Source organism: Tepidiphilus sp. HLB4 (genome assembly GCF_054823945.1).
The window spans coordinates 79,746-106,039 of sequence record NZ_JSYB01000042.1; the positions used below are offsets into that span (position 1 = coordinate 79,746).

Here is a 26,294-nt window from a genome sequence, read left to right on the forward strand (position 1 = left end):
CTCATCCTCCTTGCCGGCTGCGCCTCGCAGCATCAGAATGTACAGGTCGTCGTGAGCGGCAACGGTGGTCCGGAGGCCAGCGCAAGCGTTCGCGGCACCCGCAAACCTTCGCCTCCGCCGGGCGATTATGCCTACACGTACGTCGAAAATTACGACCCCTCGTCTGGCGAAGACTTCCTCGTCACCCATCGCCCACGCGAGCGCAATTGATGTCCAGGAGAACGACGATGAAACGCCTCGCCCCTCTTTGCCTCGCCCTGCTGCTGGCGGCTTGCGCCCAGAGCGCCACCCGCGAAGTGAGCACCACCTCTGCTCCTGCCGCCCCGGCAAGCCCTGCAACCGCCCCCGACGCCCTCGCCTACCGTCCAGCCAATTCCGGCGCGGCCCGATTCAACAGCAAAATCATCTTTCTCGCCGACCAGATCGAACGCAACATCCAGCACAAGAACCTGCTGCCGGCCGTGCTGGCGAGCACCTTCGTCAATCTCGACGATCTCGACGATACCTCGCCGCTGGGGCGCCTCATCACGGAAAACCTCATCCACGAGCTGCAGGTGCGCCACTGGAACGTCTACGACATCCGCCTGAGCAAAGCGGTAGCCGTGAATCCTGCGGGCGAATTCGTCCTCACCCGCGACCCCAAACTGCTCGAATACCAATACCTGGTCGCCGGCGTGCTCGCCGGCACCTATTCGGTCACCGACGACGAAGTCTTCGTCAATGCCCGGGTGATCGACGTCAATACCGGCGTGGTCGTGAGCTCTGGCCAGATCAGCCTGCCCATCGACGACTTCGTCGCCCGGCTGCTCGTCGATGGCGACCAGCTCAAACCGATGCGCATCATCCGCGGCAAATGACCTTCCGCTTCTCGGCTACGGCCGCGGCGTTGCTCACGGCGGGGCTCCTTTCCGCCTGCAGCCTCGCCCCCACGGCCAGCATGTGCCGCGAAGCGACCGAGAACGAGCTCGGTCGCATGGCCCGGCAGACCTGCCCGCGCGGCGGCAGCGTCATCATCCCCGATTTCGTCGAGGTCGACGGATACCGCACGGGGCGCTTTGGCAAGGCGCTGGGCGAAGCGTTTGGTCTGGCGTGGAGCCGGCATTGCGCCGCGCCCATGCGCCAGGTCGAGGTAGGCGAGCACCTCAGCCTCGACGAGGACGGCCTGCGGCTCCTCACCCGCGACCCCGAATCGATCCGGCAAGACATCGTGATCGACCGCTACGCCCTCGTCGGCACCTACCGCCGCGTGGGCGAGGCGCTGCAGCTCGGCGTGCGCCGCATCGATCTGGTCGACGGCACGGTGCGCGCCGCCGCCTCGGGCCAGATTCCCGAGCGCTGCTTCGGTGCGGAACCGACCCGCCGCGGCAGCAAGGAAAAGCTGCGCACCACGGTCAGCGATTGATGGTCCCGCGCGGGGATCGTCCGGCGGCTCGGCGTGCGAGCGCTCACGGCCCCTGCAGCAGAATCGCCTCGCCGCGCTCGAGCGCTGCCTGCTCGCCACGCAGGATCACCACGTCGCCCGCCTGCAATACCAGCTGCGGTTCCGGCGTCTGGGCGCGGATGCCGCGCCGGCGCACCGCCGCCACCGTCACGCCGCACTCTTCCAATCCCACATCTCCCAGGCGCCGCCCTACCGCCCAGGAATCGGGCGACAAAAGCACCGAATGCAGACGCATGCCGCCCTCGCCCGCTTCGCTCTCGTCGGAGCGGCCGGCGAAATAGCCGCGCAGCAGCGCATAGCGCTGCGCCCGGATCTCGCGGATGCGCCGCGCCACGCGCGTGAGCGGCATGCCGATGAGCGCCAGCGTGTGCGTGGCCAGCATCAGGCTCACCTCGATCGCCTCCGAGATCACCGCCGTCGCTCCGGCCGCCATCAAGCGATCGACGTCGTTCTCGGTGCGGGCGCGTACCACCACCGGCACGTCCGGGCGCAATTCGCGCAGCACCGACAGCACGCGCAGCGATGCCCCCAGTTCGGCAAAGGTCACCACCACCGCCCGCGCCCGCAACAAACCCGCCGCGATCAGGGTCTCGCGCCGGCTCGCGTCACCGTAGAGTACGCTCTCGCCGGCCACTTCCGCCTCCCGCACCCGCTCCGGATCGAGGTCGAGCGCCACCGTGGGCACCGCCTCGTGCTCGAGCAGCCGCGCCAGATACTGACCCGTGCGCCCGTAGCCGAGCACCAGCACGTGCTGCTTGACGAGCATGGTGCGCGAGGCGATCTGGGTGAGTTCCATCGAGCGGGCGAGCCACTCTGAGGCGACGAAGCGCAGCACCAGCCGATCGGACACCGCGACGATCAAGGGTGCGGCCAGCATCGACAAGACTAGCGCCGCCACCGCCGTCTGCAGCCATGCCGACGGCAGCAGACCCAGCCCCGCCGTCTGCGCGAGCAGCACGAAGCCGAACTCGCCGCCCGTACATAGCCACAGTGCCGAGCGCATCGCCACTGCCGCGTTCGAACCCAGGGCGCGCGAGGCGCCCCACACCACCGCCGCCTTGATGCCCAGCATGCCGACGAGCAGCAGCACGACGAAGACGAAATTGCGCGTCACCTCGCCCACGTCGAGGAACATGCCCACCGTAATGAAGAAGAGACCGAGCAGTACATCGCGAAACGGCTTGATGTCCTCTTCCACCTGGTAGCGGTATTCCGTCTCCGAGATCAGCATGCCGGCGAGAAACGCCCCCAGCGCCAGCGACAGCCCCAGGGCGTTGGAGAGCGCAGCCATCCCCAGCGTCACCAGCAGGACGTTGAGCATGAAGAGTTCGGGCGATTTCTGCCGCGCCACCCAGGTGAACCAGCGGCGCATCACCGGCTGTCCGAAGCGCAGCACCAGCACGAGCAGCACGGCGATCTTGAGCACCGCCGCCCCCAGCGTCACCCACCAGCGCTCGCCGTCGGGCGCCGCCAGGGCGGGCACCAGAATGAGCAGCGGCACCACCGCCAGATCCTGGAAGAGCAGCACACCGATCACTTCCCGTCCGTGCGCTTTGTCGAGCTCCAGCCGCTCGACGAGCAGTTTCGAGAGGATGGCCGTCGAAGACATCGTCAGTGCCCCGCCCAGCGCCCAGGCCGCCAGCAGCGACAAACCCAGAGACCAGCCGAGGAGCGTGAACACCAGGTGCGTGACGAGCACCTGCAGCGCCCCCAGGCCCAGGACCACGCGGCGCATCGCGTTCAACTGCGCCAACGAGAACTCCAGGCCGATCGAGAACATGAGGAAGACGACGCCGAACTCGGCCAGCACCGCCGCCCCGCCCTCCTCCGGCATCAGGCCGAGCGCGTGCGGCCCCACCGCCACGCCGACGAGCAGATACCCCATCAGCGCCGGCAAGCCCATGCTCTTGAACAAGGCTACCGCCGCGAGCGAACCCGCCAGCAGCAGCAAGACCGTCGTCAAGCCTCCCTCCATGAAAAACCCGCTCCCTGCGTTTTTGCTATACTGGGCTTCCCAGTATAAACGAGGCCGCAGCCGAGCCCATGGATCGCCCTCTTGATCCCGGGCGCATCCTCGAGAGCGCCCGGCGCACCCTGCGCATCGAATCCGAAGCCATCGCCGCCCTCGCCGAGCGGCTCGGCCCTTCCTTCGCCGAAGCCGTGCGGCTCGTCCTCGGCGCGCGCGGCCGGGTCATCGTCACCGGCGTGGGCAAATCCGGCCATATCGGGCGCAAGATCGCCGCCACCCTCGCCTCGACCGGCACCCCCGCCTACTTCGTCCATGCCGCGGAGGCCGCGCACGGGGATCTCGGCATGATCGCCCCCGACGACGTCGTCATCGCCATCTCCTACTCTGGCGCGAGCGACGAGGTGCTGATGATCCTGCCCGCCATCAAGCGCCAGGGCGCCGCCTTGATCGCCCTCACCGGTCGGCCGGACTCGCCGCTCGCGCGCCAGAGCGACGTGCACCTCGACGTGAGCGTGCGCGAAGAAGCCTGCCCGCACAACATCGCCCCCACTGCGAGCACCACCGCCGCGCTCGCCATGGGCGACGCGCTCGCGATCGCGCTCCTGCAAGCGCGCGGCTTCGGTCCGGAGGATTTCGCCCGCTCGCACCCCGGCGGCGCGCTCGGGCGCCGGCTGCTCACGCGCGTGGCCGACGTCATGCGCCCGCGCCCCGAGGTCCCGACCGCGCCACCCAACGTTCCCCTCACCGAAGCGCTGCTCACCATGTCGCGCGGCGGCATGGGCATGGTCGCGGTGGTCGATGCCGACGACCGGCCGCTGGGCATCTTCACCGACGGTGACCTGCGCCGCACCATCGAACAGGGCGCCGACCTGCGCAGCGAGACGCTCGCGCAGCGCATGAACCCATCGCCCAAGACCATCTCCCCCGAGGCGCTCGCCGCCGAAGCGGCGCGCCGCATGGAAGATGCGCGCATCAGCCAGATGCTGGTGGTCGAGGACGGCCGGCTCGTCGGGGCGCTGCACATGCACGACCTCATGCGCGCCAAGGTGCTGTGATGACCACCGCCACGGCCAAAGCCGCCCGCGTACGTCTAATGGGCTTCGACGTCGACGGCGTGCTCACCGACGGGCGCCTTTACTACGGCCCCGAGGGCGACACCCTCAAGGCGTTCCATACGCTCGACGGGCACGGACTCAAGCTGCTCGCCCGCGCTGGAATCGAACCGATCGTCATTTCCGGCCGAACTTCCGCCGCCCTGGCGCGCCGCTGCGCCGAGCTGGGGCTGCCGCTGGCGATGGGAATCGAAGACAAACACGCCGAGATGGCGACGCGGCTCGCCGCGCGCGGGCTCGGGTTCGAGGCGGCCGGCTACATGGGCGACGACGTCGTCGACCTGCCCCTCATGCTTTCCTGCGGCTTCAGCGCGGCGCCGGCCGACGCGCACGAGCTCGTCAAGTCGCGCGCCGACTGGATCGCCCCTCGCCCGGGCGGGCGCGGCGCCGTGCGCGCGCTGTGCGACTTCCTCCTGCACGCCCAAGGGCGCTGGGACGAGCTCCTCGCGCCCTACCTTCGCGCCCCATGACCCTCCTCCGCCCCACCGTCCTCCTGCCGCTCCTCTTCGCCACGCTGGTGGCCGCCTTCTCCTTCTGGCTCGAACGGCGGGTGAATCTGCTCACGCAGTCGCCTCCCGTGGAGCCCGCCGGCGAGATCGACCTCGTCTCCGGCGAGCTCGCGGTCGACGTCTATTCCGATACCGGTCTGCCCATGCACCACATCGAGGCCGATCATGCCATCCATTACCTCGCCGGCGATCGGACCGCGCTCGAGCGTCCGCGCGTCACGTCCCTGCGCGAGGACGTGCGCTTCACCGGCCGTGCCCAGCGGGCCGACGTCTTCGATCATGGCGAGCGCATCGAAGCCTTCGGCGACGTGCTCGTCACCCGAGTGCTCGACGGCGCCGAGACCCGCTACGAGGGGCAGATGCTCGTCTGGTGGCCCGACGAGGGCCGCGCCCGCTCCGACCTGCCCGTCGTGATCACTCGCGGCGAGCGCCGCGCCACCGGCGACCGGATGGAGGCCGAAGACCATCTCGCGAAAATCACCCTGATCGGCAACGCGCACGTGCATTGGCCGCCCGAGCCCAAGACGGCTGCCAACGCGCTTGCGCCGGCAAAACCCGCCGCTGGCAAAACGACCGCACCCACCCCTCGCGCCAGACCCGATTCCCGCCAACCCGCCCCCCGACGGAGTCCCAGCCGATGACCCGCCTTTTTCTGCTCCTCTGCCTGCTGTTCGTGCTCGCCGTACCGCTCGCGCACGCGGAGAAGGCCGACAAACAAAAGCCCATCGAGATCGATGCCGACCGCATCCACGTCGACGACCGGCAGAAAGTGCACGTCTTCGAGGGCAACGTGCTCATGAAACAGGGCACGCTGGAGATCCGGGGCGATCGCGTGGTCGTGACGCAAGACGAGCAGGGCTTCAAGACGGGCGTGGCCACCGCCCAGGGCGGCAGGCTCGCCACCTTCAAGCAGAAGCGCGACAACAGCAACGAATGGGTCACCGGAGAAGCCGAGCGGCTCGAGTACGACGCGCGCACCAACAAGATCAAGCTCATCGGCCGGGCCCGCGCCACTTCCGGCCAGGACGAAGTACGCGGCGCCTACATCGAATACGACCAGAACACCGACCAGTACTACGTCACCACCGCCGGCGGTGCCTCCAGCGCCCCCTCGGGCCGCGTGCGCGCCGTGATCCAGCCCAAGGACGACGGCGGACAATGAGTTTTTCCCACCCACGAGAGGAGCACTTCATGGACTACCAGAACATCATCGTCGAAACCCACGGCCGCGTCGGTCTCATCCGGCTCAACCGGCCCAAGCAGCTCAACGCCCTCAACGATGCGCTGGTCGACGAGCTGGGGCATGCGCTCGACGTCTTCGAGGCCGACGAAGGAATCGGCGCCATCGTCATCACCGGCAGCGAGAAAGCCTTCGCCGCCGGCGCCGACATCGCCGCCATGGCCAATTTCTCCTACATGGACGCCTACAAGGGCAACTACATCACGCGCAACTGGGAACGCGTCAAGACCTGCCGCAAGCCGGTGATCGCCGCGGTGGCCGGTTTCGCTTTGGGCGGCGGCTGCGAGCTCGCCATGATGTGCGACCTCATCATCGCCGCCGACAACGCCAAGTTCGGCCAGCCCGAAGTCAAGCTCGGCATCCTGCCCGGCGCCGGTGGCACCCAGCGCCTGCCGCGCGCCGTGGGCAAGGCAAAAGCCATGGAGATGTGTCTCACCGGCCGCTTCATGGATGCCGAAGAGGCCGAGCGCAGCGGCCTGGTGGCGCGCGTGGTGCCGGCCGAGCGGCTGCTCGAAGACGCCCTCGAGACCGCCAAGACCATCGCCAGCTACTCGCTGCCGGTGGTCATGATGATCAAGGAGTGCGTCAACCGCGCCTACGAGAGCCCCCTCAACGAGGGACTCCTCTTCGAGCGCCGCACTTTCCATTCCAGCTTTGCGCTCGAAGACCAGAAGGAAGGCATGGCCGCCTTCCTCGAGAAACGCGCGCCGCAGTTCAAGCACCGCTGATCTCCCGGCATCCCGACGCCGCACCCGCGCCACGATCCCCTTGGGTGAGGATCGTGGCGCGGAACCTTGCAAAGCATCGAACATTCAAAGGCTTTGTGCAACGCACAAAATCACTTGACACACAGAAATCCTTGAACTATAGTGAGTGCGTTGCTGCGATGCAGCAATCTCAATCCCTCAAGGAGGACGTACCATGAGCACCACCGACACCCTCACCCAACGCGGCCGTCAAATCTCCGATGCCTGGCTCGCCGTCGCCAGTTCCGGCTTCTCCACCATCGAACGCCTCATCGCGCTGCAGATGAACGCCCTGCGCGAAACGATCGAACAGTCGCTCGCCCACGCCAAGCAAGTGGCCGAGACCAAGGACGCGCAGGAATTCTTCAAGCTGCAGCAGGAAGCCCTCACCCCCTCGATCGAGAAAACGCTCGCTTATCAGCGCAACGTCTACGAAGTGCTGCAGCAGAGCCAGACCGAGATCGCCAAGATCGTCGAGACCCAGCTCTCCGATCTCAACCGGCAGATGATCGAGCTGCTCGACAAGATGGCCAAGTCCGCACCCACCGGTGCCGAGACGGTCATCGCTGCGGCCAAGTCCGCCATCGCCGCGGCCAACAGCGCCTATGACAATCTCGCCAAGGCCGCCAAACAGGTGGCCGAGATCGCCGAAGCCAACATGACGGCGGCGACCAACGCCACCGTCAAGGCCGTGACCTCCGCCTCGCAGCAGCTCGCCACCAAAGCCGCTCCGGCGGCGACGGCTGCCCGGAAACCCTCGGCGAGCGCTTCCCAAAGCGCGGCCTGAGTCGCAAACTGAATGCGGTGCCATGCACCGCGTTGCGTGAAACGCCCGCCCCGAGCGGGCGTTTTGCTTTCCCCCTGCCCCCGGCTCTGCTAGGATAGCGTTTCGACCGAACTTCCTTCCTGCAGACCATGCGTTTTCTCCTCCCCCTCGTCCTTGCCCTGGCGCTTTCCGGCTGCGGCGTGAAAGGACCGCTCTACCTGCCTTCCCCGCCCTCCTCGGGGGGATCGAAATGAATTTTCCCATGCCGACGCTACGGGTCACGGCGCACGGACTCGCCCTCGAAGACGTTCCGCTCACGACCATCGCGGCCACTTACGGCACGCCCTGCTACGTCTATTCGCGCACGGCGATCGAAGAAGCGTTCGAGCGCTATCGCACGGCGCTGCCGCCCGAGCGCGCCGAGATCTGCTACGCGGTCAAGGCCAATGGCAACCTATCGATCCTGCGGCTGCTCGCTGCGCGCGGAGCGGGCTTCGACATCGTCTCCCGCGGCGAGCTCGAGCGCGTGCTCGCGGCCGGCGGTGAGGCGAAGCGCGTCGTCTTCTCGGGCGTCGCCAAAGGGGCCGCCGAGATCCGCCGCGCGCTGGAAGTGGGCATCGGCGTGTTCAACGTCGAATCGGCGGCGGAGCTCACCCGCATCGCGCACATCGCCCGCGAGATGGGGCGACGCGCCCCGGTGGCGCTACGCATCAACCCCGACGTCGACCCCAAGACGCATCCCTACATCTCCACCGGACTCAAGCGCAACAAGTTCGGCATCCCCGTGGCGGAAGCGCTCGCGCTCTACCGCCAGGCCAAGTCGATGCCCGAGCTCGATCTCGTGGGCATCGCCTGCCACATCGGCTCGCAGCTGCTCGACCCTTCCCCGCTGCTGGAAGCTGCCGAGCGCGTGAAAGACGCGGTAGAGCAGCTCGAGCGCGACGGCATCGCGCTGCGGCACATCGACCTGGGCGGGGGGTTAGGCATCCGCTACCGCGACGAGACCCCGCCCGACATCCCCGCCGTGCTGCGCGCGCTCGCCGAGCGTTTCGCCGATCGGCCCGAGCGGCTGATGTTCGAGCCGGGGCGCTCCCTCGTCGGCAACGCGGGTTTGCTGCTCACGCGCGTCGAATACCTCAAGCACGGCGAGGAACAGGACTTCGCCCTGGTCGATGCCGGCATGAACGACCTGATGCGCCCGGCGCTCTACGACGCCTGGCACGAGATCGTCCCGGTCGTGCCGCGCTCCGGACCGGTACGCCGCTACGACGTGGTCGGGCCGGTGTGCGAATCGTCCGATTTTCTCGGCCGCGGGCGCGAACTCGCCCTCGAAGCGGGCGACCTTTTGGCGGTGCTCTCGGCCGGCGCCTACGGCATGGCCATGAGCTCGAACTACAACGCCCGGCCGCGCCCGGCCGAAGTGCTCGTCGAAGGGGCGGCGCACCGCCTCATCCGCGCGCGCGAACCGCTGGAGAGCCTGTGGGCCCTGGAGCAATGAACGGGCGGCGCACCTGGCGCCCGCTCCTGCCCGCCGCCGTGCGCATCCTCCTCCTCATTCTCTTCGCCGCGCTTCCTTGGCTGGGGCCGGAGGACGTTCGCGCCGACACGCTCCCGCCGCCGGTGCGCGAAGCCCTGAACAAAGCGCAGGTGCCGCCCGAGGCCGTCTCCGTCCTCATCCAGCCCCTGGAAGGCGGCGCGCCGCTCCTGGCGGCGAACGAGACCGTGCCGCGCAACCCGGCCTCGGTGATGAAGCTCGTCACCACCTTCGCCGCCTACGAAACCTTCGGCGCCCAGCGCCGCTGGACGAGCCGCTTGGTGGCCCGCGGCCATGTGCTCGGTCAGGAGCTCGTGGGCGATCTGGTGCTGCAAAGCGACGGCGACCCTTACCTCACCGCCGAGCGGGCCTGGAAGCTGCTGCGCACGGCGCGCGCGCTGGGGATCCAGACCATCCGTGGACGGTTGAGGCTGGAGGCCGACGGGCTGCGCATCCCCCCGACCGACCCGTTCGCCTTCGACGGCGACGGCTATCGACCCTACAACACCCCCGCGAGCGCGGAACTCGTCAATTTCAACACGGTGATCGTGCAGATCCAGCCCTCTCCCGACGGCACGCGGGCACTCGCCACGCTGCACCCGCCGCTTGCCGGCGTGAACGTCGGCAACGCCCTGAAGATCGAGGCCGGCCTCTGCCCCGCCGACGTCGTCAAACGCCTCGAGACGGGTGTGCAGGAAGATGCGCAAGGCGTGGCGATCACCCTTTCCGGACGCTATCCGACGAGCTGCGGCATCCGCTGGCTCGGACTCTCGCCGCTACCCGCCGAGCGCTTCGCCTCGGCCATGCTCGAAGGCATCTGGCGCGAGCTCGGCGGCCGGCTGCTGCCCGCCGATGCGCCCGCCCCAGCCACAAGCGAATGGCTCGTGGCCAGCGACGACTCGCCCACGCTCACCGAGATCGCCTACCAGATGAACAAGTGGTCGAGCAACCCGATCGCGCGCCAGCTCCTCGCCCTCGTCGGCGCGGCGCGCTCGCCCGAGGCGCCGGATCACGTCGCCGCCGGCGCGCAGGCCGTGCAGGCACTGCTCGCTGAAGCGGGGATCGATCGCCACGGCGTGGTACTGGAAAACGGCGCGGGGCTGTCGCGCGAAGAGCGCATCGCCGCTTCCGACCTCGCCCGCCTGCTGCAAACGGTCTGGAACCGTCCCTACGCGGCCGAATTCATCGCCACCCTGCCGGTGGCCGGCGTCGACGGCACCGCCCGGCGCCGCTTCAAGGACGCCCCCATCCGCGAGTGGGCGCATGTGAAGACGGGGACGCTGCGCGACGTGCGCGCGATCGCCGGTTTTGCCCAGAGCCGCTCGGGACGGCGCTACGTGATCGTCGCCTTCGTCGAACACGCGAATGCGGCTCAGGCCAGCGACGTCCTCACCGCCCTCTTCGACTGGTTGTGGGAGCACTGATTCCCATTGCACCTCCGGCGCAGGTTGCGCCATAATCGCGCCCTGGCGCGTTCGCCCGAAAGGAAGTCCCGATGCACCGATCGACCGTCCGCCGGCATCTCTGGTTGCGCACCTCCATGGCCCTCTACGGCGCGGCCGTCTTCGGCCTTGCAGTGGCCGCCCTCTCGGGTCCCAACCCTTACGGGCGCAAGGCGGTGGTGGCGGAACTGCCGCCGATCACCCTCACCCCGCCCTCGTCGGGCGATGCCGCGCACGCTTACGTGATCCGCGAAGCCTTCCGCCGCGGCGAAACGCTGCCCGCCTTCCTCGAGCGCATCGGCGCCGAAGACGAAGCGCTGCTCGACTATACCTCGCTCGATGAAGAGGTCCGCGCCATCCAGCGCCAGCTGCGCGCGCACTCCACCGCCACGGTGCGCCTGCGCGCCGACGGTCAGGTCGATGCCCTGGTGCTGCCTCTGGTGAGCGGCGAGCGCGTCACCATCCGCCGCAGCGACGAGGGCTTTCGCCTCGAATCCCCGGCTCCAGAGACCGCCGGCAGCACCCATCCCTTCCTGGAGTTGCGCCAGGGCGTGATCACGCACTCGCTCTTTGCCACCTCCGCCGAGATCGGCATGCCGGATGCCATCGCCACCAAGCTCGCGGAGATCTTCGGTACCGAAATCGACTTCTCCCGCGACCTGCGCGAGGGCGACTCCTTCGCCGTCATCTACGAAACCACGCTCGACGCCGAGGGGTTGCCGCAACCCGGCGAGATCGTGGCCGCCGAATTCGTCAATCAGGGCAAGCGCCACGTGGTACTGCGCCATACCGATGCCGGCGGCAAGAGCGGCTACTACACCCCCGACGGCCGGGTGCTCGGCACCGGGTTCCTGCGCTATCCGCTGCAGTTCACCCGCGTGAGCTCGAGCTTCGGCGCCCGCTTCCACCCCATCAAGAAAGAATGGCGCCAGCACGCCGGCACCGACTTTGCTGCCGCCCCCGGCACGCCGGTGATGGCCGCTTCCGACGGCGTGGTGAAGTTCGCCGGCTGGCAGAATGGCTACGGCAACTTCGTGCTCATCGAGCACCGCAGCGGCTATGCCACCGGCTACGGCCACCTCAAAGGCTTCGAACCGGGCCTCAAGGCGGGCAAGCGCGTGTCGCAGGGCGACGTGATCGGCTACGTGGGTTCCACCGGCTGGGCCACCGGACCGCATCTGCACTACGAGGTGCGCATCGGCGGCAAGGCGCAAGATCCGCTCAAGATCGCCCTGCCCGCGCCCGAGCCGCTGCCGGCGCGCGAGCTCGCCCGATTCCGTCAGGAAACGGGGCCGCTGCTCGATAAACTCGCGCTGCTCACGCGCACACCGACCGAAGTCGCCGCGGCCGATTGAGGCGAGGGTTCAGTCGAAGCCTTCGGCTTCGGCCAAGAGCGGCGCCGCACGGTCCTTGTCCGAGACGATGGGTTCGATCCCCAGATCCGGCCAGGCAATCGCCAGCGTCGGATCGTCGTAGCGCAGCGAGCGGTCACACTGCGGCGCGTAGTAGTCGGTGGTCTTGTAGAGGAGCCGCGCGTACTGGGAAAGCGCGAGAAAGCCGTGGGCGAAGCCGGGCGGGATCCACAGCTGGCGCTTGTTCTCGTCGGAGAGCTCGGCGGCCACCCAGCGCCCGAAAGAGGGCGAGCTTCGGCGCAGGTCGACGGCCACGTCGAACACCGCCCCCTCGGCGCAGCGCACCAGTTTCCCTTGCGCGTGCGGCGGCAGCTGGTAGTGCAGGCCGCGCAGCACACCGCGGCGCGAGCGCGATTCGTTGTCCTGCACGAACTCGACATCGACCCCCGTGGCGGCGAAGAATGCGCGCCGCGTGTAGACCTCGAAGAAATAGCCGCGTGCATCGCCATGCACCCGCGGCTCGAGGAGGATCACCTCGGGGATCTCCAGTGCCGTCGCGCGCATCACAGCGCCTCCCGCCCGTGTTCCAGGAGCTGGCGCAGGTAGCGCCCGTAGCCGCTCTTGCCCAGCCGCTCGGCCTGGCGCAGGAGCCCCTCGTCGTCGATCCAGCCCTGCATCCAGGCGATTTCTTCCAGGCAGGCGATCTTCAGCCCCTGACGCCGCTCGATGGTGGCGATGAACTGCCCGGCTTCGAGCAGCGAATCGTGCGTTCCCGTGTCGAACCAGGCATAGCCGCGCCCCATGAGTTCGACCGCGAGCCGCCCTTCCTGCAGGTAGCTGCGGTTGAGGTCGGTGATCTCGAGCTCGCCGCGCGCCGAAGGGCGCAGCGCCCGCGCGCGCTCGACCACGCTGCCATCGTAGAAGTAGAGCCCCGTGACGGCGTAGTTCGACTTGGGACGGGCGGGTTTCTCCTCGATGTCGATCACGCGCCCGGTGGCGTCGAAGGCGACCACGCCATAGCGCTCCGGATCCTGCACGTGGTAGGCGAAGACGGTGGCGCCCCGTTCGCGCGCGTCCGCCGCCCGCAGCAGCTGCGGCAGGTCGTGGCCGTAGAAGAGATTGTCGCCCAGCACCAGGGCCGAAGGCGCGCCGGCAAGGAAATGCTCGCCGATGAGGAAAGCCTGCGCGAGCCCGTCGGGCGAGGGCTGCTCGGCGTAGGACAAGGACAGCCCCCAGGCGCTGCCATCGCCCAGGAGCTGGGCGAAGCGCGGCGTATCCTGGGGCGTGGAGATCACCAGGATGTCGCGGATGCCGGCGAGCATCAGGGTAGACAGCGGATAGTAGATCATCGGCTTGTCGTAGACCGGCAGCAGCTGCTTGGAGACGGCGAGCGTCGAGGGATAGAGCCGGGTGCCGGAACCGCCGGCGAGGATGAGGCCCTTGCGTGCAGAAGTCGGATTCATGGCGGATGCGTCAATGGGGAAGAAGGGAGAGCGGCTCGGCGAGCACGGCCACCGTGCGCGCCACTTCGTCCTGCCACGGCGGCAGGCGCAGGCCGAAGGTGGTGGTAAGCCGCGTGGTATCGAGGCGCGAATTGGCCGGGCGCGGCGCCGCGGTCGGATAGTCGGCGCTCGCGATCGGCTCGAGCGCTTCGAGTGCGAGCGGCCAGCCGGACTCGCGCGCGCGCTCGAAGACGAAGGCGGCGTAGTCGTACCAGCTGGTCTCGCCGGTGGGGGCGAGGTGGTAAAGACCAGAGGGACAGGTATCAGGCGCAGTGCGCAGCCGGCGCACGAGCTCGGCGCTCACCTCGGCGGCGAGCCCGGTACCGGTGGGCGCGCCCACCTGGTCGGCCACCACGCGCAGCACGCGCCGGCTCGCGCCCAGGCGCAGCATGGTCTTGAGGAAATTGGCGCCGTGCAACCCATAGAGCCAGCTCACCCGCAGGATGAGGGCACAGGCACCGCTTTCGAGCACCGCTTCTTCGCCGGCGCGCTTGCTGCGGCCGTAGGCGTTCACCGGATGGGGCGCGTCGTCCTCGCGCCAGGGGCGGCTCCCCGTACCGTCGAAGACGTAGTCGGTGGAATAGTGGATGAGCCACGCCCCGTGCGCCGCCGCCCAGCGGGCGAGCTCGCCGGGCAGCTCGGCGTTGAGCCGCCAGGCGAGCGCCGTCTGCGTCTCGGCCTGGTCCACCGCGGTGTAGGCCGCGGCATTGACGATGCCCTGCGGGCGCAGGGCGTCGAGCCGCGCGCGCAGCGCCGCTGCGTCGCCGAGATCGAGCTCGGCGCGCGAAGGCGCCACGAGCGGGGCCTGCAGCGCGAGGAGCGGGGCGAGCGCCCAGCCGAGCTGGCCGCTTCCCCCCAGCAAGAGGATGGGTGCCTCGCTCATCGCGCCTGGGCCGGCAAGGACGCGCCGTAGTGGCACGACAGCCACTCGCGGTAGGCGCCGGAGGTGACGTGCTCGACCCAGTCGCGGTGCGCGAGATACCAGCGCACCGTCTTCTCGATGCCGGTATCGAAAGTCTCGGCCGGCCGCCAGCCCAGTTCGCGCTCGATCTTGCGCGCATCGATCGCGTAGCGCCGGTCATGCCCCGGACGGTCGGCGACGAAGGTAATCTGCTCGGCGTAGGAGCGGCCGTCGGCGCGCGGCGCGAGCGTATCGAGCCAGCGGCACAAGGTGTGCACCACTTCGAGGTTGGTGCGCTCGTTCCAGCCGCCGATGTTGTAGGTCTGCCCCGGCTGGCCGGCTTCCAGCACGCGCCGCAGCGCCGCGGTGTGATCGCCCACGTAGAGCCAGTCGCGCACCTGACGGCCGTCGCCGTAGATGGGGAGCGGCTCGCCGGCGAGCGCGCGCGTCAGGCACAGCGGGATGAGCTTTTCCGGAAACTGGTAGGGGCCGTAGTTGTTGGAGCAGTTGGTGGTGATCGTCGGCAGGCCGTAGGTGTGATGGAACGCACGCACGAAGTGGTCCGCCCCGGCCTTGCTCGCCGCGTACGGAGAATTGGGCGCGTAGGGCGTGGTTTCGGTGAAGGGCGGATCGTCCGGGCCGAGCGTGCCATAGACTTCGTCGGTGGAGACGTTCACGAAGCGAAAGGCCGAGCGATCGGGTTCGGGCAAGCACTCCCAATGCGCGCGCGCCGCCTCCAGCAGCCGCAAGGTGCCCAGCACGTTGGTGCGCGCGAACGCCTCGGGCCCGTGGATGGAGCGATCGACGTGCGATTCGGCGGCGAAATGCACGATGGCGCGCACCCGGTGTTGGGAGAGCAGGCGACGCACGAGGTCCTGATCGGTGATGTCGCCGTGCACGAAGACGTGGCGCGCATCGCCCTCGAGCGCGGCAAGGTTTTCCAGGTTGCCGGCGTAGGTGAGCGCGTCGAGATTGACGAGAGGTTCGTCGTGTCGCGCGAGCCAGTCGAGCACGAAGTTGCTGCCGATGAAGCCGGCGCCGCCGGTCACGAGGATCGTCATGGTCGGTAGGGATCGCGGAAAAGCGCGATGATACCAGCCTCAGCCTTCCATGTCGCGCGTGTAGCCCGCCCAGCCGATGATGAGCCGCACCCAGCCGAGCACCACCCAGCTGAGCGCCTTGCGCCAGCGGGGCAACCGGGCGAAGCCCTCTTCGTCGAGCCGCACCGCGCCCTGCGCCACATGCTGCTCGAGCCGCGCGCGCAGCTCCGCGCTGAAGCCGAGGTCGTCGACCCACACGTTGGCCTCGCGCGCCATGAAGAGGCTGAAGGGATCGATGTTGCTCGAACCCACCGTGGCATAGCGATCGTCGAACACCGCCACCTTGGCGTGCATCTCGGTGGCATGGTATTCCCACAGCTCGACGCCCTGGCGCAGCAGCCAGGGATAGAGGGCGCGCGTGGCCTGCGACAGGATGGGATGGTCGCTCAGTCCCTGCAGGACGAGGCGCACCCGCACGCCGCGCGCCGTGCAGGCCGCGAGCGCCCGGCGAAAGCGTTTGCCGGGGAAGAAATAGGCGCAGGCGATCCACACCTCCTTTCGGGCGCGGGCGAGCATGTGCAGATAGGCGTTCTCGATGTCGTGGCGATGGCGCCAGTTGTCGCGCAGCACCAGGACGGCGCGATGCGGCCCGGCCGGGCCGTCGTGCGCGGCACGCGCCACGAGGCGGGGCGGGCGGCGCCTGCCATTCGTCCAGCACACCAGGCGCCACAGCCGCTGCATCGCCTGCTGCACAGAACGCACGAGCGGCCCCTCGATTCGAACCGCATAATCCCATCGCGGCAGACGGATCCGGCGCCCGGGCAGGCGGGTGAAATCGGAAAGGATGTTGATGCCGCCGACGAAGGCGACTCGCCCATCGCAACAGGCGAGCTTGCGGTGCAGGCGCCGCAGGCGATGGCGCCGCGGGATGAACCAGGGGCCGCGCAGCGGGCGATAGACCTCGACTTCGACGCCGGCGGCGGCCACCCCGTGCATGCGATGGACGATGAAATCGCGGGCGCCGAAGCCGTCTACCAGCAAATACACGCGCACACCGCGCGCCGCCGCCCGCACCAGCGCCGCGAGCACCGCCTCGCCGATCTCGTCGCACTCGAAGATGTAGGTCTCGAGCCGCACCTCCTCGCGCGCCGCATCGATCGCCCGTAGCAGCGCGGGAAAGAATTCCGCGCCGTTCTCCAGCAGCTGCAGACGGTTACCGGGCAGGAAATCCAGGGCCATCGTCCGGCCCCTCGGCCAGGAAGCGGTGCGGCGGCGCGCTCATCCGCCCTCCAGGGCGAGATCGACCACGAGCGGCAGATGGTCGGACAGGCGCGACCACGGCCGCCCGCGCGGCACCTGGGCCGCGTGCACCTCGCAGCCACGCACGTAGAGCCGGTCGAGCCGGCCGAAGGCCAGGCCGCGCGCCGGGTAGGTGCGCGGCGGCGCACGGCGACCGACGGCAGCGAAGGCGTCTTCCAGACCCAGGGGCGCGGCGAGGAGTTCCTCCGCCTCCCGCCCCCAATCGTTGAAATCCCCGCCCACGACGATCGGCGAGCGCGGCGGCAAGCCGGCGATCAGCTCCCGCAAGCGTTCGAGCTGCATCCGGCGCCAGCGCGCCCGCAGGCCCAGATGGACGCAGAAGACGTGCAGGCAAAGGCCATGCGGCAAAACCATGGCGCAATGCAGGATGCCGCGGCGCTCCCAGCGGTGCGCCGAGACGTCGTGATTGGCCCAGTCCTGTACCGGAAAGCGCGACAGCACGGCGTTGCCATGATGCCCCAGCTCATGGAAGAGGTTACCGCCGTAGATGCGCTCGGGCCAGTGTTCAGCGCCGAGATAGTGATGCTGCGGCTGGGCAGGCCAAAGGGGATGGCGCTGCGCGTGTCCAAGATGCGCCCCTTGAACTTCCTGCAGCAGCACGAGGTCTGGGCCAAGCTCGCGCAGCGCCTCGCGCATCTCGGCGATGGTCAGGTGGCGGTTGAACGGCCCCCAACCCTTGTGGATGTTGTAACTGACCACACGCAACGCCACCCCCGCCTGCCTCGCCCCGGCAGGAACGAGCTGGCGCGGATCTTCCAATGGCGCGCGCCAAGAGCGCCACCGCCCCCAAAGCTTCTGCCGTTTTTCTGCAACCATCGGAACGTTCATGCGGCCGAGAGCATCCGCTCGAGTGCGATTTTCGCCCATCGGGCCGTCTCCCCGGGCACGGCGATGCGATTGACCACCCGCCCCTGAACCAGATTGTCGAGCGTCCAGGCGAGGTGCTGCGGGTCGATGCGCTGCATCGTCGAGCACATGCACACCACGCCGCCCATGAACTGCACCGTCTTGCCCTGCGGAGCCATCTCCTCGGCCAGGCGGCTCACCAGGTTGAACTCGGTGCCCACCAGCCATTCGGTGCCGGCCGGCGCCGCGCGCACCGTGCTCTGGATGAATTCGGTCGAACCGACGTAATCGGAGGCGAGGCACACCTCGAAGGCGCACTCCGGGTGCGAGATGACGTAGCCCTGGGGATGCCTGGCGCGCCAGCGCTCGATCTGCGCCTTGGTAAACATCTGATGCACCGAACAATGCCCTTTCCACAGCAGGATGGTAGCCCGCCTGATCTGCTCCGGGCTCAAACCGCCGTAGGGCAGGTCGGGATCCCACACCAGCATGTCTTCCAGCGGGATGCCGCGCTGGTGGCCGGTCCAGCGTCCCAGATGCTGGTCGGGAAAGAAGAGGAGCTTGGGGCGGCGCGCCAGCGCCCACTCCATGATGTGCGGCGCATTGGTCGAGGTGCACACGATGCCGCCGTGGCGGCCGCAGAACGCCTTGAGATCGGCCGCGGAATTGATGTACGTGACCGGCGTATAGACCTCGGCCGGATCGCCGTCGAGCACCTCGCCCAGTTCACGCCAGGCGCGCGTCACCTTGGCGAGATCGGCCATGTCGGCCATGGAACAGCCGGCGGCCAGATCCGGCAGGATCGCCACCTGCTCGGGCTGCGACAGGATGTCCGCGACCTCGGCCATGAAATGCACGCCGCAGAAGACGATGTAGCGCGAGGAAGTCTGTGCGGCGAGCCGGGCGAGCTTGAGCGAATCGCCGGTGAGATCGGCGTGCCGATAGACGTCGGCGCGCTGATAGTGGTGGCACAGGATCACCGCCTCCTCGCCCAGCTGCGCGCGCGCCGCGAGGATGCGCTCCTGCGCCTGCTCGTCGCTCATTGCCCCATAGGGTGCGAACGGCAAGGCTTTTTCGAGAATCGTCGTCATCTCCACCTGCTCCTTTTCATCCCTGCACCCACGGCAGGCCATGAAACTTCCAGCCACCCACCGTGCCGCGATGCCCGGCGGCGTCTTTGGCGCCTTCGAAGCCTTCCAGTACGTTGTAGCACGAAGTGAATCCGGCCGCCGCCGCGGCGCGCGCCGCCTGGTCCGAACGCCCGCCCGAGCGGCACAGGAACATCACCAGCGACTCGGGATCGACCTGGGCGCGCAGATGGGCGAGAAAATCTGGATTGGGCGCGAGCCCCGGATAACGCAGCCATTCGATCTCCACCGCCCCGGGGATTCGTCCCACCCAGTCCCACTCGGCGCGGGTACGGCAATCCACGAGCACCGCCCCCGGCGCCATACGCCACACGAGATAGGCCTCGGGCGGGGTCAAGGCCCCGGCATAGGGCAGACCGAAACGCTCGGCGCGATCGCCGGCAAGCGCTAGAATATCGTGCAAGTTTCCCACGAGTCTCTCCATGGCTGAGCAAGCGAGTATACCGCCTTCGCCCGCTGCGACGGCACGGGCGCGCGGCAACGCCATCGCCCGCACGAGCCTGGCGGCGGTGGCGGTCAACGCCACCCTGGCCCTCCTGCAGATCGTCATCGGCCTGCTAGCCAACGCTTTCAGCCTGGTGGCCGACGCCATGCACACGCTGGCCGACCTCTCCACCGACGCCATGGTGAGCTGGGCAGGACGAAGCGCCGGCGCGCCCCCCGATGCCGAACACCCTTATGGACATGGACGCTTCGAGACTCTCGCCAGTTTCATCCTCGGCCTGGTGCTGCTGGGCGTGGGCTGCGGCTTCCTGTGGGCGGCGGGCATGAAACTGCAGACGCTCGAACATGCCCCGCCGATCGAGATCCCCGCCCTCGTCATGGCGGTGATCACCCTGCTCGCCAAGGAAGGGATGTTTCACTGGCTGTACCGCCGCGGACGCGCCCTCAAGGCGAAAGTGCTGGAAGCGGCCGCCTGGCATGCCCGCTCGGATGCCGCCTCCTCGCTCGTGGTGGCGATCGGCATCGGCGGCAGCCTTGCCGGCTACCGCTTCCTCGAACCGCTCGCGGCGGCGCTGGTCGGCTTCATGATCGCCTCGATGGGAGTGCGCTTTGCCTACCGTGCGGTGCGCGAGCTCGTCGACACCGGGCTCGAGCCGGAAGAAGTCGCCCGACTGACCGAGACGATCCGCACCACCCCCGGCGTCGAGGATCTGCACCAGATCCGCACGCGGCGCATGGCCGACCGCATCCTGGTGGATGCGCACATCCAGGTCGCCCCCCGCCTGTCGGTCTCCGAAGGGCACCGCGTGGCCGATACCGTATTCGCCCGCCTCAAGGGCCGCTTCCCCAACCTCGACGACGCGCTGATCCACGTCGATCACGAAAACGACACGACCCGCCCGCCCGGTCAGCTGCAGGCGCTCACCGACCGCACCGAAGTGGTGCAGGACCTGCGCGCGCTCCCGGCTTTCGCCGCCGCTTCGCCCGACTGGATCGTCCTGCACTATCTCGGCGGGCGCACCTATCTCGACCTGCTGGTTCCGGCCAAACACGCGCCTTCCCTGCTCGCCGCGGACCGTGCGGCCCTTTTCTCCCAGCTCGACGCCCTGCGCCAACGCCATCCCGACCTCGCTTCCCTACGGCTCTTCGTCGAGCTTGCACCGGAACCGGGCACAGGAAGCGAAAAATTGCACCAAATCAGTGCAAACGAAGTCCCTCCCCCCCCTCCTCCAGCCGGAAATGCCTCCCTTTGAGGCAAACCAAAAGCTGGCACGACACTTGCTAAAATCCTTCCACTTTTTCCTGACCCGGAGTCGATCCGATGAATGCCCAAGACGTCCTCAAGCTCATCCACGAAAGTGAAGCCCGTTTCGTGGACTACCGTTTCACCGACATCCTCGGCAAGGAGCATCACGTCACGGTGCCGGTCTCGGCCTTCGACGAAGAAGTCTTCGAGCGCGGCCACGCCTTCGACGGCTCCTCGATCGCCGGCTGGAAAGGCATCCAGGCCTCCGACATGCTGCTCGTGCCCGATCCGGATACCGCCTACGTCGACCCCTTCTACGAAGAACCCACGGTGGTCATCACCTGCGACGTGGTGGAGCCGGCCGACGGCAAGGGCTATGACCGCGACCCCCGCTCGATCGCCAAGCGTGCCGAAGCCTATCTGAAATCGACGGGATTGGGCGACACCATCTACGTCGGCCCCGAGCCCGAATTCTTCATTTTCGACTCGGTCGAGTGGTCGGTCGACATGTCCGGCTGCTCGGTGAAGATCCAGTCGGGCGAGGCCTCGTGGGAAGGCACCGGCCACCGTCCGCGCGTCAAGGGCGGCTATTTCCCCGTCCCCCCGGTCGACAGCCTGCACGACATCCGCTCCGCCATGGTGCTCGCCCTCGAATCGATCGGCGTACCGGTGGAAGTGCACCACCACGAAGTGGCCAACGCCGGCCAGTGCGAGATCGGCACCAAGTTCAACACCCTCACGCGCCGCGCCGACTGGACACAGGCGCTCAAATACGTGGTGCACAACGTGGCGCACCAGTACGGCAAGACGGCCACCTTCATGCCCAAGCCCATCGTCGGCGACAACGGCTCGGGCATGCACGTCCACCAATCCATCTGGAAAGCGGGACAGAACCTCTTCGCCGGCAACGGCTACGCGGGGCTGTCCGAATTCGCGCTCTACTACATCGGCGGCATCATCAAGCACGCCCGGGCGCTCAACGCCATCACCAACCCCGGCACCAACTCCTACAAGCGCCTGGTGCCGCACTTCGAGGCCCCGACGAAGCTCGCCTACTCCGCGCGCAACCGCTCGGCCTCCATCCGCATTCCCTACGTGGCCAATCCCAAGGCGCGGCGCATCGAAGCGCGCTTCCCCGATCCGCTCGCCAACCCCTATCTCGCCTTCGCCGCGCTGATGATGGCGGGGCTCGACGGCGTGCAGAACAAGATCCACCCGGGCGATCCGGCCGACAAGAACCTCTACGACCTGCCGCCGGAAGAGGACGCCAAGATCCCGACCGTGTGCCACAGCCTCGACCAGGCGCTGGCAGCGCTCGATGCCGACCGCGAGTTCCTCACCCGCGGCGGCGTCTTCTCCAACGACTTCATCGATGCCTACATCGAGCTGAAGAACGAGGAAGTGCAGCGCATGCGCATGACCACCCACCCGCTCGAATTCGAGCTCTACTACAGCCTGTGAGTGCGAGCTGCCCCCGCAGGGGGCGATGAAAGGAAGAGGGCGGCCGCGGCCGCCCTTTTTCCTTTATACTTGCTGCATGATCCGGTTTCCGTCCCGCCTCGCCTCCTGCGCCGTCCTCCTGGGTTTCGGCATGCTGTGCGCACCGAGCGCCTGGGCAACGCTGTGGAAATGCACCGACGGCGACGGACGCATCACCTACACCAACGATCGCGCCAGCACCAAAGGGATGCGCTGCGAGGCCCTGCGCGATCTCCCCTACCTCGACGCGACGCCCGCCCCTTCCGCCCCCGCTGCCGCTTCCCCCTCGAACTTTCCCCGGGTGAGCCCCGGCGAACAGCGCCAGCGCGACGACCTTCGCCGCCGCATCCTCGAAGAAGAGAAAGCCGCAGAGAACCAGCGCCTGCAAGAAACGCAGCGCGCGCTGCAGACCGCCTCGCCGGAGCGCGCCGCCGAACTCAAAGCCCAGGCCGAACGCCAGCGGCGCAACCTCGAAGCGATCGAACGCGAACTCCAGCGCCTGCGCTGAGTCTGCAGCATACCTGGCACCGTTCTTGCTGCATTTCTCCCGTTCCGACACCAGGCACCGCCATGCCGCCCGACCTCACCGCCCTCGACTGGCTCTCCACCGCCGTCGTCCTCGCCGGCCCCGACCGTCGGCTACTGACGGCCAACGCCGCGGCCGAGCACCTCTTCGGCCTTGCCCGCGAGCGCCTCGCCGGCCGGCCATGGGAAGAGATCTTCGGGGACTCCCCCACCTTGCGCACGGCCTTCGACGAGGCCGAACGCAACCGCTGGTTCTACGCCTGCCACGGCATCGGCCTTCATCTTCCTTCCGGCCAGACGCTCGCGGCCGACGTCACGGTGAGCCCCATCCAGGACGACGGCGAAGGATTCACCCTCGAATTCCGCCCCATCGACCAGCGCCTCAAGACGACCCAGGAAGAAGAGCGCCTGCGCCTGCAGCAGGCCGCACGCGAACTCGTGCGCGCGCTCGCCCACGAGATCAAGAACCCCTTGGGCGGCATCCGCGGCGCGGCGCAACTGCTGCAGATGGAACTGCCCGATCCGGCACTGGCGGAGTACACCGAAGTCATCATCCTCGAGACCGACCGCCTGCAGCGCCTGCTCGCCGGGCTGCTGGCCGCGCACCAGGCGCCGCACCCGGCCCCGGTCAACGTCCACGAGATCCTCGAGCACGTGCGCCGGCTGCTGCTCGCCGAATTCCCCGCCTTGAGGGTCGAGCGCGACTACGACGCGAGCCTGCCGGAGCTCACCGCCGACCGCGAGCGCCTGCTGCAGGCGATCCTCAACATCGCGCGCAACGCCGCCCAGGCCACCGGGGGCAAGGGTAAAGTCGAGCTGCGCACCCGCGCCGCGCGCCAGGTGACGCTCGCCAAACGGCGCTACCGCCTCGCGCTCCACGTCGAGATCGCCGACGATGGTCCCGGTATCCCCGAAGCGCTGCGCGAGCGCATCTTCTATCCGCTCGTGAGCGGGCGCGAGGGCGGCGCGGGACTGGGACTGGCGATCGCCCAGGATATCGTCGCCCAGCACCACGGCGCCATCGAATTCGACAGCCGCCCCGGGCGCACGCGCTTCCACCTCCTGCTGCCGCTCGCTTCCGGGAGCCCGACATGAACGACGCCATCTGGATCCTCGACGACGACAAATCCATCCGTTGGGTGCTCGAGCGCGCCCTCGAACGCGAGAACCTGCCGCATCGCGGTTTCGATCGTGCCGAGACGGCGCTGGAGGCGCTCACGCAGGAGCGGCCGGCAGTGGTGCTCACCGACATCCGCATGCCCGGCACCGACGGGCTCGAGTTCGTGCGCCGGCTGCATGAGCGCGCCCCCGGCACGCCCGTGATCGTGATGACCGCCTATTCGGACCTCGACAGTGCCGTGAGCGCTTTTCAGGCCGGCGCCTTCGAGTACCTGCCCAAACCCTTCGACGTACCCGAAGCCGTGCGCCTGGTGCGCCGGGCGCTGGAAGCGCGACCCGCAGCCGCCGCCCAAGACGAACCAGACGCCGCCCCCGAGATCTTGGGGCAGGCCCCGGCGATGCAGGACGTCTTTCGCGCCATTGGGCGGCTATCGCACTCGAGCGCCACCGTGCTCATCACCGGTGAATCCGGCAGCGGCAAGGAGCTCGTCGCCAGGGCGCTGCACCGCCACAGCCCGCGGCGCGACGGCCCCTTCATCGCCATCAACACTGCGGCGATCCCGCGCGAACTGCTCGAATCCGAGCTCTTCGGTCACGAGAAAGGCGCCTTCACCGGCGCCGCCAGCGCCCGGCGCGGGCGCTTCGAACAGGCCGAGGGCGGCACGCTCTTTCTCGACGAAATCGGCGACATGCCGGCCGATCTGCAGACGCGGCTGCTGCGCGTGCTCTCCGACGGGCACTACTACCGCATTGGCGGGCAGCAGCCGCTGCGCGCCAACGTGCGCATCATCACCGCCACCCACCAGGATCTGGAAGCCCGCGTGCGCGAAGGGCTCTTTCGCGAAGACCTCTATCACCGCCTTAACGTCATCCGCCTGCGCCTGCCGCCGCTGCGCGAGCGCGCCGAAGACATTCCGCTGCTTGCGCGCCACTTCCTGACCAAGAGCGCACGCGAGCTGGGCGTGGAGCGCAAGACGCTCTCGCCCGCCGCCCTGGAAGCGCTCAAGCGCTACCCTTTCCCCGGCAACGTGCGTCAGCTGGAGAATCTCTGCCACTGGCTCACCGTCATGACCCCGGCGCAGCAGGTCGAGCCGCACGACCTGCCGCCCGAATTCCGCACCCCCCTCGCCCCTGAAGCCCCCCTGCCGGATTCCCCGGCTTCCCCGGCGTGGGAGCAACTGCTCGCCGAAGAAGTCGACCGGCTGCTCGCCTCCGGTGCAAGCGCCCTCTACGACGCGCTGCACGCGCGCTTCGAGCGCGTCCTCTTCGAACGGGCGCTCGAGCATACCGGCCGGCGCCGCGCGGAAGCCGCCGCCCGGCTCGGCGTGGGCCGCAACACGCTCACGCGCAAGCTCAAGCGCTAGCGCCTGCCGTACAATAAGCGCTTCGCACCCTTCCTGCGACGCTCCATGCCCGCTCCCTCCGCCTTCGATCCGGCGGCATTGCACCGGCTCCTGCCCGAGGCGCTCGCCCGACGGCTCGACCTTCATTGGCTTGGCGAATGCGCCTCGACCAACGACGAGGCGATGCGCCTGCCGCTGCCCGATCCCGGGCGCCTTGCCGTCGTCGGTGCCGACCGGCAGACCCGGGGAAGGGGACGGCAGGACCGGGTCTGGCAATCCTGGCCCGATGCGAGTCTCACCTTCTCCTGCCTCTTCGCGTTTCCTCCGGGCACCTCGCTCGAAGCGCTGCCGCTTGCCGTCGGCGTGGCGCTCGCTCGAGGCTTGCAGGCGCTGGGCGTGCCCGGCGTCGGGCTCAAATGGCCCAACGACCTCCTCATCGCCGGCGCCAAGGTGGCCGGCGTGCTCATCGAAGCGCAAAGCCGTCATGCGGCGCCGACCCGCGTCGTCGTCGGCATCGGGCTCAATCTCGAACTGCCGCCGGATTTTCAGCCTGCAAGCGGCCTGCCGGCCACCGCGCTGGCGCATCACCTCGCCCCCCTGCCGCCGCGGGAAGCGGTGCTCGCCGCGCTCCTCGAACGGCTCGACGCCGTGCGCGCAAGCTATCTCGCCGGTCGCGGCTTCGTTCCCTGGCGCGACGAATGGAACGCGCTCGACGCCTACGCCGGCCAAGAAGTGGCGGTACGCGACGGCGAGCGCGAGCTCGTCGGGATCGACGCCGGTGTCGACGACACCGGCCGCCTGCTGCTCGACACCGCCAGCGGGCGCATCGCCTGCTGCGTCGGTGACGTCTCGCTGCGCCCCCTCGCATGAATCCGACGCTGCTCCTCGATCTGGGCAACACGCGGCTCAAATGGGCCTTGCTCGAGGGCGAACACTGGCGCGAGAGCGGCGCCTGCCGCCACGTCGACATCCCGCAGTGGATCGAAGCGATGCGCGCACGGCTGCCCGCTTCGACCCGGCGTTTCGGCGTGAATGTGGCGCACGACCGGCTCGCCCTCGAACTCGAACGCCAGCTCGGCCCCATTCGCTGGCTCGTGGCCGAGGCGCAGTGCTGTGGCGTCACGAACGGCTACGACGAACCCGAGCGGCTCGGCGCCGACCGCTGGGCCGCGCTCATTGCCGCGCACCACCTGCACGACGGCGCGGCCCTGGTGGTGTGCTGCGGCACGGCCACCACGGTGGATTGGCTCGAGGCCGACGGACGCTTTCG

At 68.6% G+C, this 26,294-nt stretch carries 28 protein-coding genes; 19 read left to right on the plus strand and 9 right to left on the minus strand.

All coding sequences use genetic code 11. From position 1 onward, the window contains the following. The first annotated feature begins 227 nt into the window (after nt 1–227). Both OA56_RS07880 and OA56_RS07885 read left to right on the plus strand, forming a co-directional pair. Complete coding sequence (locus OA56_RS07880; RefSeq protein ID WP_055422543.1) at nt 228–857, plus strand: FlgO family outer membrane protein; 630 nt, start codon at nt 228–230, stop codon at nt 855–857. Then, the gene (locus tag OA56_RS07885; RefSeq protein WP_055422542.1) at nt 854–1,402 is read left to right on the plus strand and encodes a FlgO family outer membrane protein; all 549 of its coding nucleotides are present in this window, start codon (nt 854–856) and stop codon (nt 1,400–1,402) included. Before OA56_RS07880 ends, OA56_RS07885 begins: the two co-directional genes overlap by 4 nt. A gap of 43 nt (nt 1,403–1,445) precedes the next feature. On the opposite strand, the gene OA56_RS07890 is transcribed toward OA56_RS07885, so the two are convergent. Then, nucleotides 1,446–3,416: a cation:proton antiporter domain-containing protein gene (locus OA56_RS07890; RefSeq protein WP_461584503.1), complete on the minus strand. Its 1,971-nt coding sequence runs from the start codon at nt 3,414–3,416 to the stop codon at nt 1,446–1,448. Nucleotides 3,417–3,484: 68 nt separating this feature from the next. On the opposite strand from OA56_RS07890, the gene OA56_RS07895 reads away from it, so the two are divergent. From OA56_RS07895 to OA56_RS07940, 10 genes are all read left to right on the plus strand, one after another. After that, nucleotides 3,485–4,465, plus strand: a complete 981-nt coding sequence (locus OA56_RS07895) for a KpsF/GutQ family sugar-phosphate isomerase (protein WP_028874093.1) — start codon at nt 3,485–3,487, stop codon at nt 4,463–4,465. Then, nucleotides 4,465–4,992: a KdsC family phosphatase gene (locus OA56_RS07900; protein WP_055422540.1), complete on the plus strand. Its 528-nt coding sequence runs from the start codon at nt 4,465–4,467 to the stop codon at nt 4,990–4,992. The genes OA56_RS07895 and OA56_RS07900 overlap by 1 nt, the downstream gene beginning before the upstream one ends. Continuing rightward, the gene (lptC, locus tag OA56_RS07905; RefSeq protein ID WP_141054365.1) at nt 4,989–5,672 is read left to right on the plus strand and encodes an LPS export ABC transporter periplasmic protein LptC; all 684 of its coding nucleotides are present in this window, start codon (nt 4,989–4,991) and stop codon (nt 5,670–5,672) included. The genes OA56_RS07900 and lptC overlap by 4 nt, the downstream gene beginning before the upstream one ends. Further along, a complete protein-coding gene (gene lptA, locus OA56_RS07910; RefSeq protein ID WP_141054366.1) occupies nt 5,669–6,193 on the plus strand; it encodes a lipopolysaccharide transport periplasmic protein LptA in 525 nt (174 codons plus the stop codon). Before lptC ends, lptA begins: the two co-directional genes overlap by 4 nt. Nucleotides 6,194–6,222: 29 nt before the next feature. Continuing rightward, entirely contained in the window at nt 6,223–6,999 is a 777-nt protein-coding gene (locus OA56_RS07915) for an enoyl-CoA hydratase (protein ID WP_055422537.1), read from the plus strand. A 193-nt stretch (nt 7,000–7,192) separates the two neighbouring features. Continuing rightward, nucleotides 7,193–7,804 carry a phasin family protein gene (gene phaP, locus OA56_RS07920; RefSeq protein WP_055422536.1) on the plus strand — a complete coding sequence of 204 codons (612 nt, stop codon included), beginning with the start codon at nt 7,193–7,195 and terminating at the stop codon, nt 7,802–7,804. Between the two features lie 128 nt (nt 7,805–7,932). After that, nucleotides 7,933–8,037, plus strand: a complete 105-nt coding sequence (gene lptM / locus OA56_RS07925) for an LPS translocon maturation chaperone LptM (RefSeq protein ID WP_072247872.1) — start codon at nt 7,933–7,935, stop codon at nt 8,035–8,037. An 8-nt stretch (nt 8,038–8,045) separates the two neighbouring features. Further along, nucleotides 8,046–9,281, plus strand: coding sequence for a diaminopimelate decarboxylase (lysA, locus tag OA56_RS07930; RefSeq protein WP_461584507.1), 1,236 nt, complete (start codon nt 8,046–8,048; stop codon nt 9,279–9,281). Further along, complete coding sequence (gene dacB, locus OA56_RS07935) at nt 9,278–10,741, plus strand: D-alanyl-D-alanine carboxypeptidase/D-alanyl-D-alanine endopeptidase (RefSeq protein WP_461584509.1); 1,464 nt, start codon at nt 9,278–9,280, stop codon at nt 10,739–10,741. Before lysA ends, dacB begins: the two co-directional genes overlap by 4 nt. Before the next feature lie 71 nt (nt 10,742–10,812). After that, the gene (locus OA56_RS07940) at nt 10,813–12,114 is read left to right on the plus strand and encodes a peptidoglycan DD-metalloendopeptidase family protein (RefSeq protein ID WP_461584511.1); all 1,302 of its coding nucleotides are present in this window, start codon (nt 10,813–10,815) and stop codon (nt 12,112–12,114) included. 9 nt (nt 12,115–12,123) lie between these two features. Here OA56_RS07940 and rfbC read toward each other — a convergent pair whose 3' ends face one another. The 8 genes from rfbC to OA56_RS07980 form a co-directional block, all read right to left on the minus strand. Next, entirely contained in the window at nt 12,124–12,675 is a 552-nt protein-coding gene (gene rfbC, locus OA56_RS07945; RefSeq protein ID WP_461584513.1) for a dTDP-4-dehydrorhamnose 3,5-epimerase, read from the minus strand. Next, on the minus strand, nt 12,675–13,574 hold the full coding sequence (gene rfbA, locus OA56_RS07950; RefSeq protein ID WP_141054375.1) for a glucose-1-phosphate thymidylyltransferase RfbA: 900 nt from the start codon (nt 13,572–13,574) through the stop codon (nt 12,675–12,677). The genes rfbC and rfbA overlap by 1 nt, the downstream gene beginning before the upstream one ends. A 10-nt stretch (nt 13,575–13,584) precedes the next feature. Next, a complete protein-coding gene (gene rfbD, locus OA56_RS07955; RefSeq protein WP_461584515.1) occupies nt 13,585–14,496 on the minus strand; it encodes a dTDP-4-dehydrorhamnose reductase in 912 nt (303 codons plus the stop codon). Then, complete coding sequence (gene rfbB, locus OA56_RS07960; RefSeq protein ID WP_055422530.1) at nt 14,493–15,575, minus strand: dTDP-glucose 4,6-dehydratase; 1,083 nt, start codon at nt 15,573–15,575, stop codon at nt 14,493–14,495. Before rfbB ends, rfbD begins: the two co-directional genes overlap by 4 nt. A gap of 39 nt (nt 15,576–15,614) precedes the next feature. Further along, nucleotides 15,615–16,793, minus strand: coding sequence for a cardiolipin synthase ClsB (gene clsB, locus OA56_RS07965; RefSeq protein WP_461584518.1), 1,179 nt, complete (start codon nt 16,791–16,793; stop codon nt 15,615–15,617). 39 nt (nt 16,794–16,832) lie between these two features. Beyond that, nucleotides 16,833–17,633, minus strand: coding sequence for an endonuclease/exonuclease/phosphatase family protein (locus OA56_RS07970; RefSeq protein ID WP_461584520.1), 801 nt, complete (start codon nt 17,631–17,633; stop codon nt 16,833–16,835). Nucleotides 17,634–17,698: 65 nt separating this feature from the next. Beyond that, nucleotides 17,699–18,811 (minus strand): quinolinate synthase NadA, encoded by a 1,113-nt coding sequence (nadA, locus tag OA56_RS07975; protein ID WP_461584522.1) that lies wholly within the window; start codon nt 18,809–18,811, stop codon nt 17,699–17,701. A gap of 16 nt (nt 18,812–18,827) precedes the next feature. Then, nucleotides 18,828–19,280, minus strand: a complete 453-nt coding sequence (locus OA56_RS07980; RefSeq protein ID WP_055422528.1) for a rhodanese-like domain-containing protein — start codon at nt 19,278–19,280, stop codon at nt 18,828–18,830. A 10-nt stretch (nt 19,281–19,290) separates the two neighbouring features. Here OA56_RS07980 and OA56_RS07985 point away from each other — a divergent pair, with 10 nt between their 5' ends. The 7 genes from OA56_RS07985 to OA56_RS08015 form a co-directional block, all read left to right on the plus strand. Next, on the plus strand, nt 19,291–20,565 hold the full coding sequence (locus OA56_RS07985) for a cation diffusion facilitator family transporter (protein WP_461584524.1): 1,275 nt from the start codon (nt 19,291–19,293) through the stop codon (nt 20,563–20,565). A 68-nt stretch (nt 20,566–20,633) separates the two neighbouring features. Further along, a complete protein-coding gene (glnA, locus tag OA56_RS07990; protein ID WP_461584526.1) occupies nt 20,634–22,019 on the plus strand; it encodes a type I glutamate--ammonia ligase in 1,386 nt (461 codons plus the stop codon). A 76-nt stretch (nt 22,020–22,095) separates the two neighbouring features. After that, on the plus strand, nt 22,096–22,545 hold the full coding sequence (locus tag OA56_RS07995) for a DUF4124 domain-containing protein (protein ID WP_055422526.1): 450 nt from the start codon (nt 22,096–22,098) through the stop codon (nt 22,543–22,545). Between the two features lie 62 nt (nt 22,546–22,607). Beyond that, complete coding sequence (glnL, locus tag OA56_RS08000) at nt 22,608–23,657, plus strand: nitrogen regulation protein NR(II) (protein WP_055422525.1); 1,050 nt, start codon at nt 22,608–22,610, stop codon at nt 23,655–23,657. Then, nucleotides 23,654–25,045, plus strand: coding sequence for a nitrogen regulation protein NR(I) (gene ntrC / locus OA56_RS08005; protein ID WP_055422524.1), 1,392 nt, complete (start codon nt 23,654–23,656; stop codon nt 25,043–25,045). Before glnL ends, ntrC begins: the two co-directional genes overlap by 4 nt. 45 nt (nt 25,046–25,090) lie before the next feature. Continuing rightward, nucleotides 25,091–25,894 (plus strand): biotin--[acetyl-CoA-carboxylase] ligase, encoded by an 804-nt coding sequence (locus tag OA56_RS08010; RefSeq protein ID WP_461584529.1) that lies wholly within the window; start codon nt 25,091–25,093, stop codon nt 25,892–25,894. Beyond that, nucleotides 25,891–26,294, plus strand: a 404-nt coding sequence (locus tag OA56_RS08015; protein ID WP_461584531.1) for a type III pantothenate kinase, incomplete at its 3' end; no start/stop codon positions are given. The genes OA56_RS08010 and OA56_RS08015, both read left to right, overlap by 4 nt.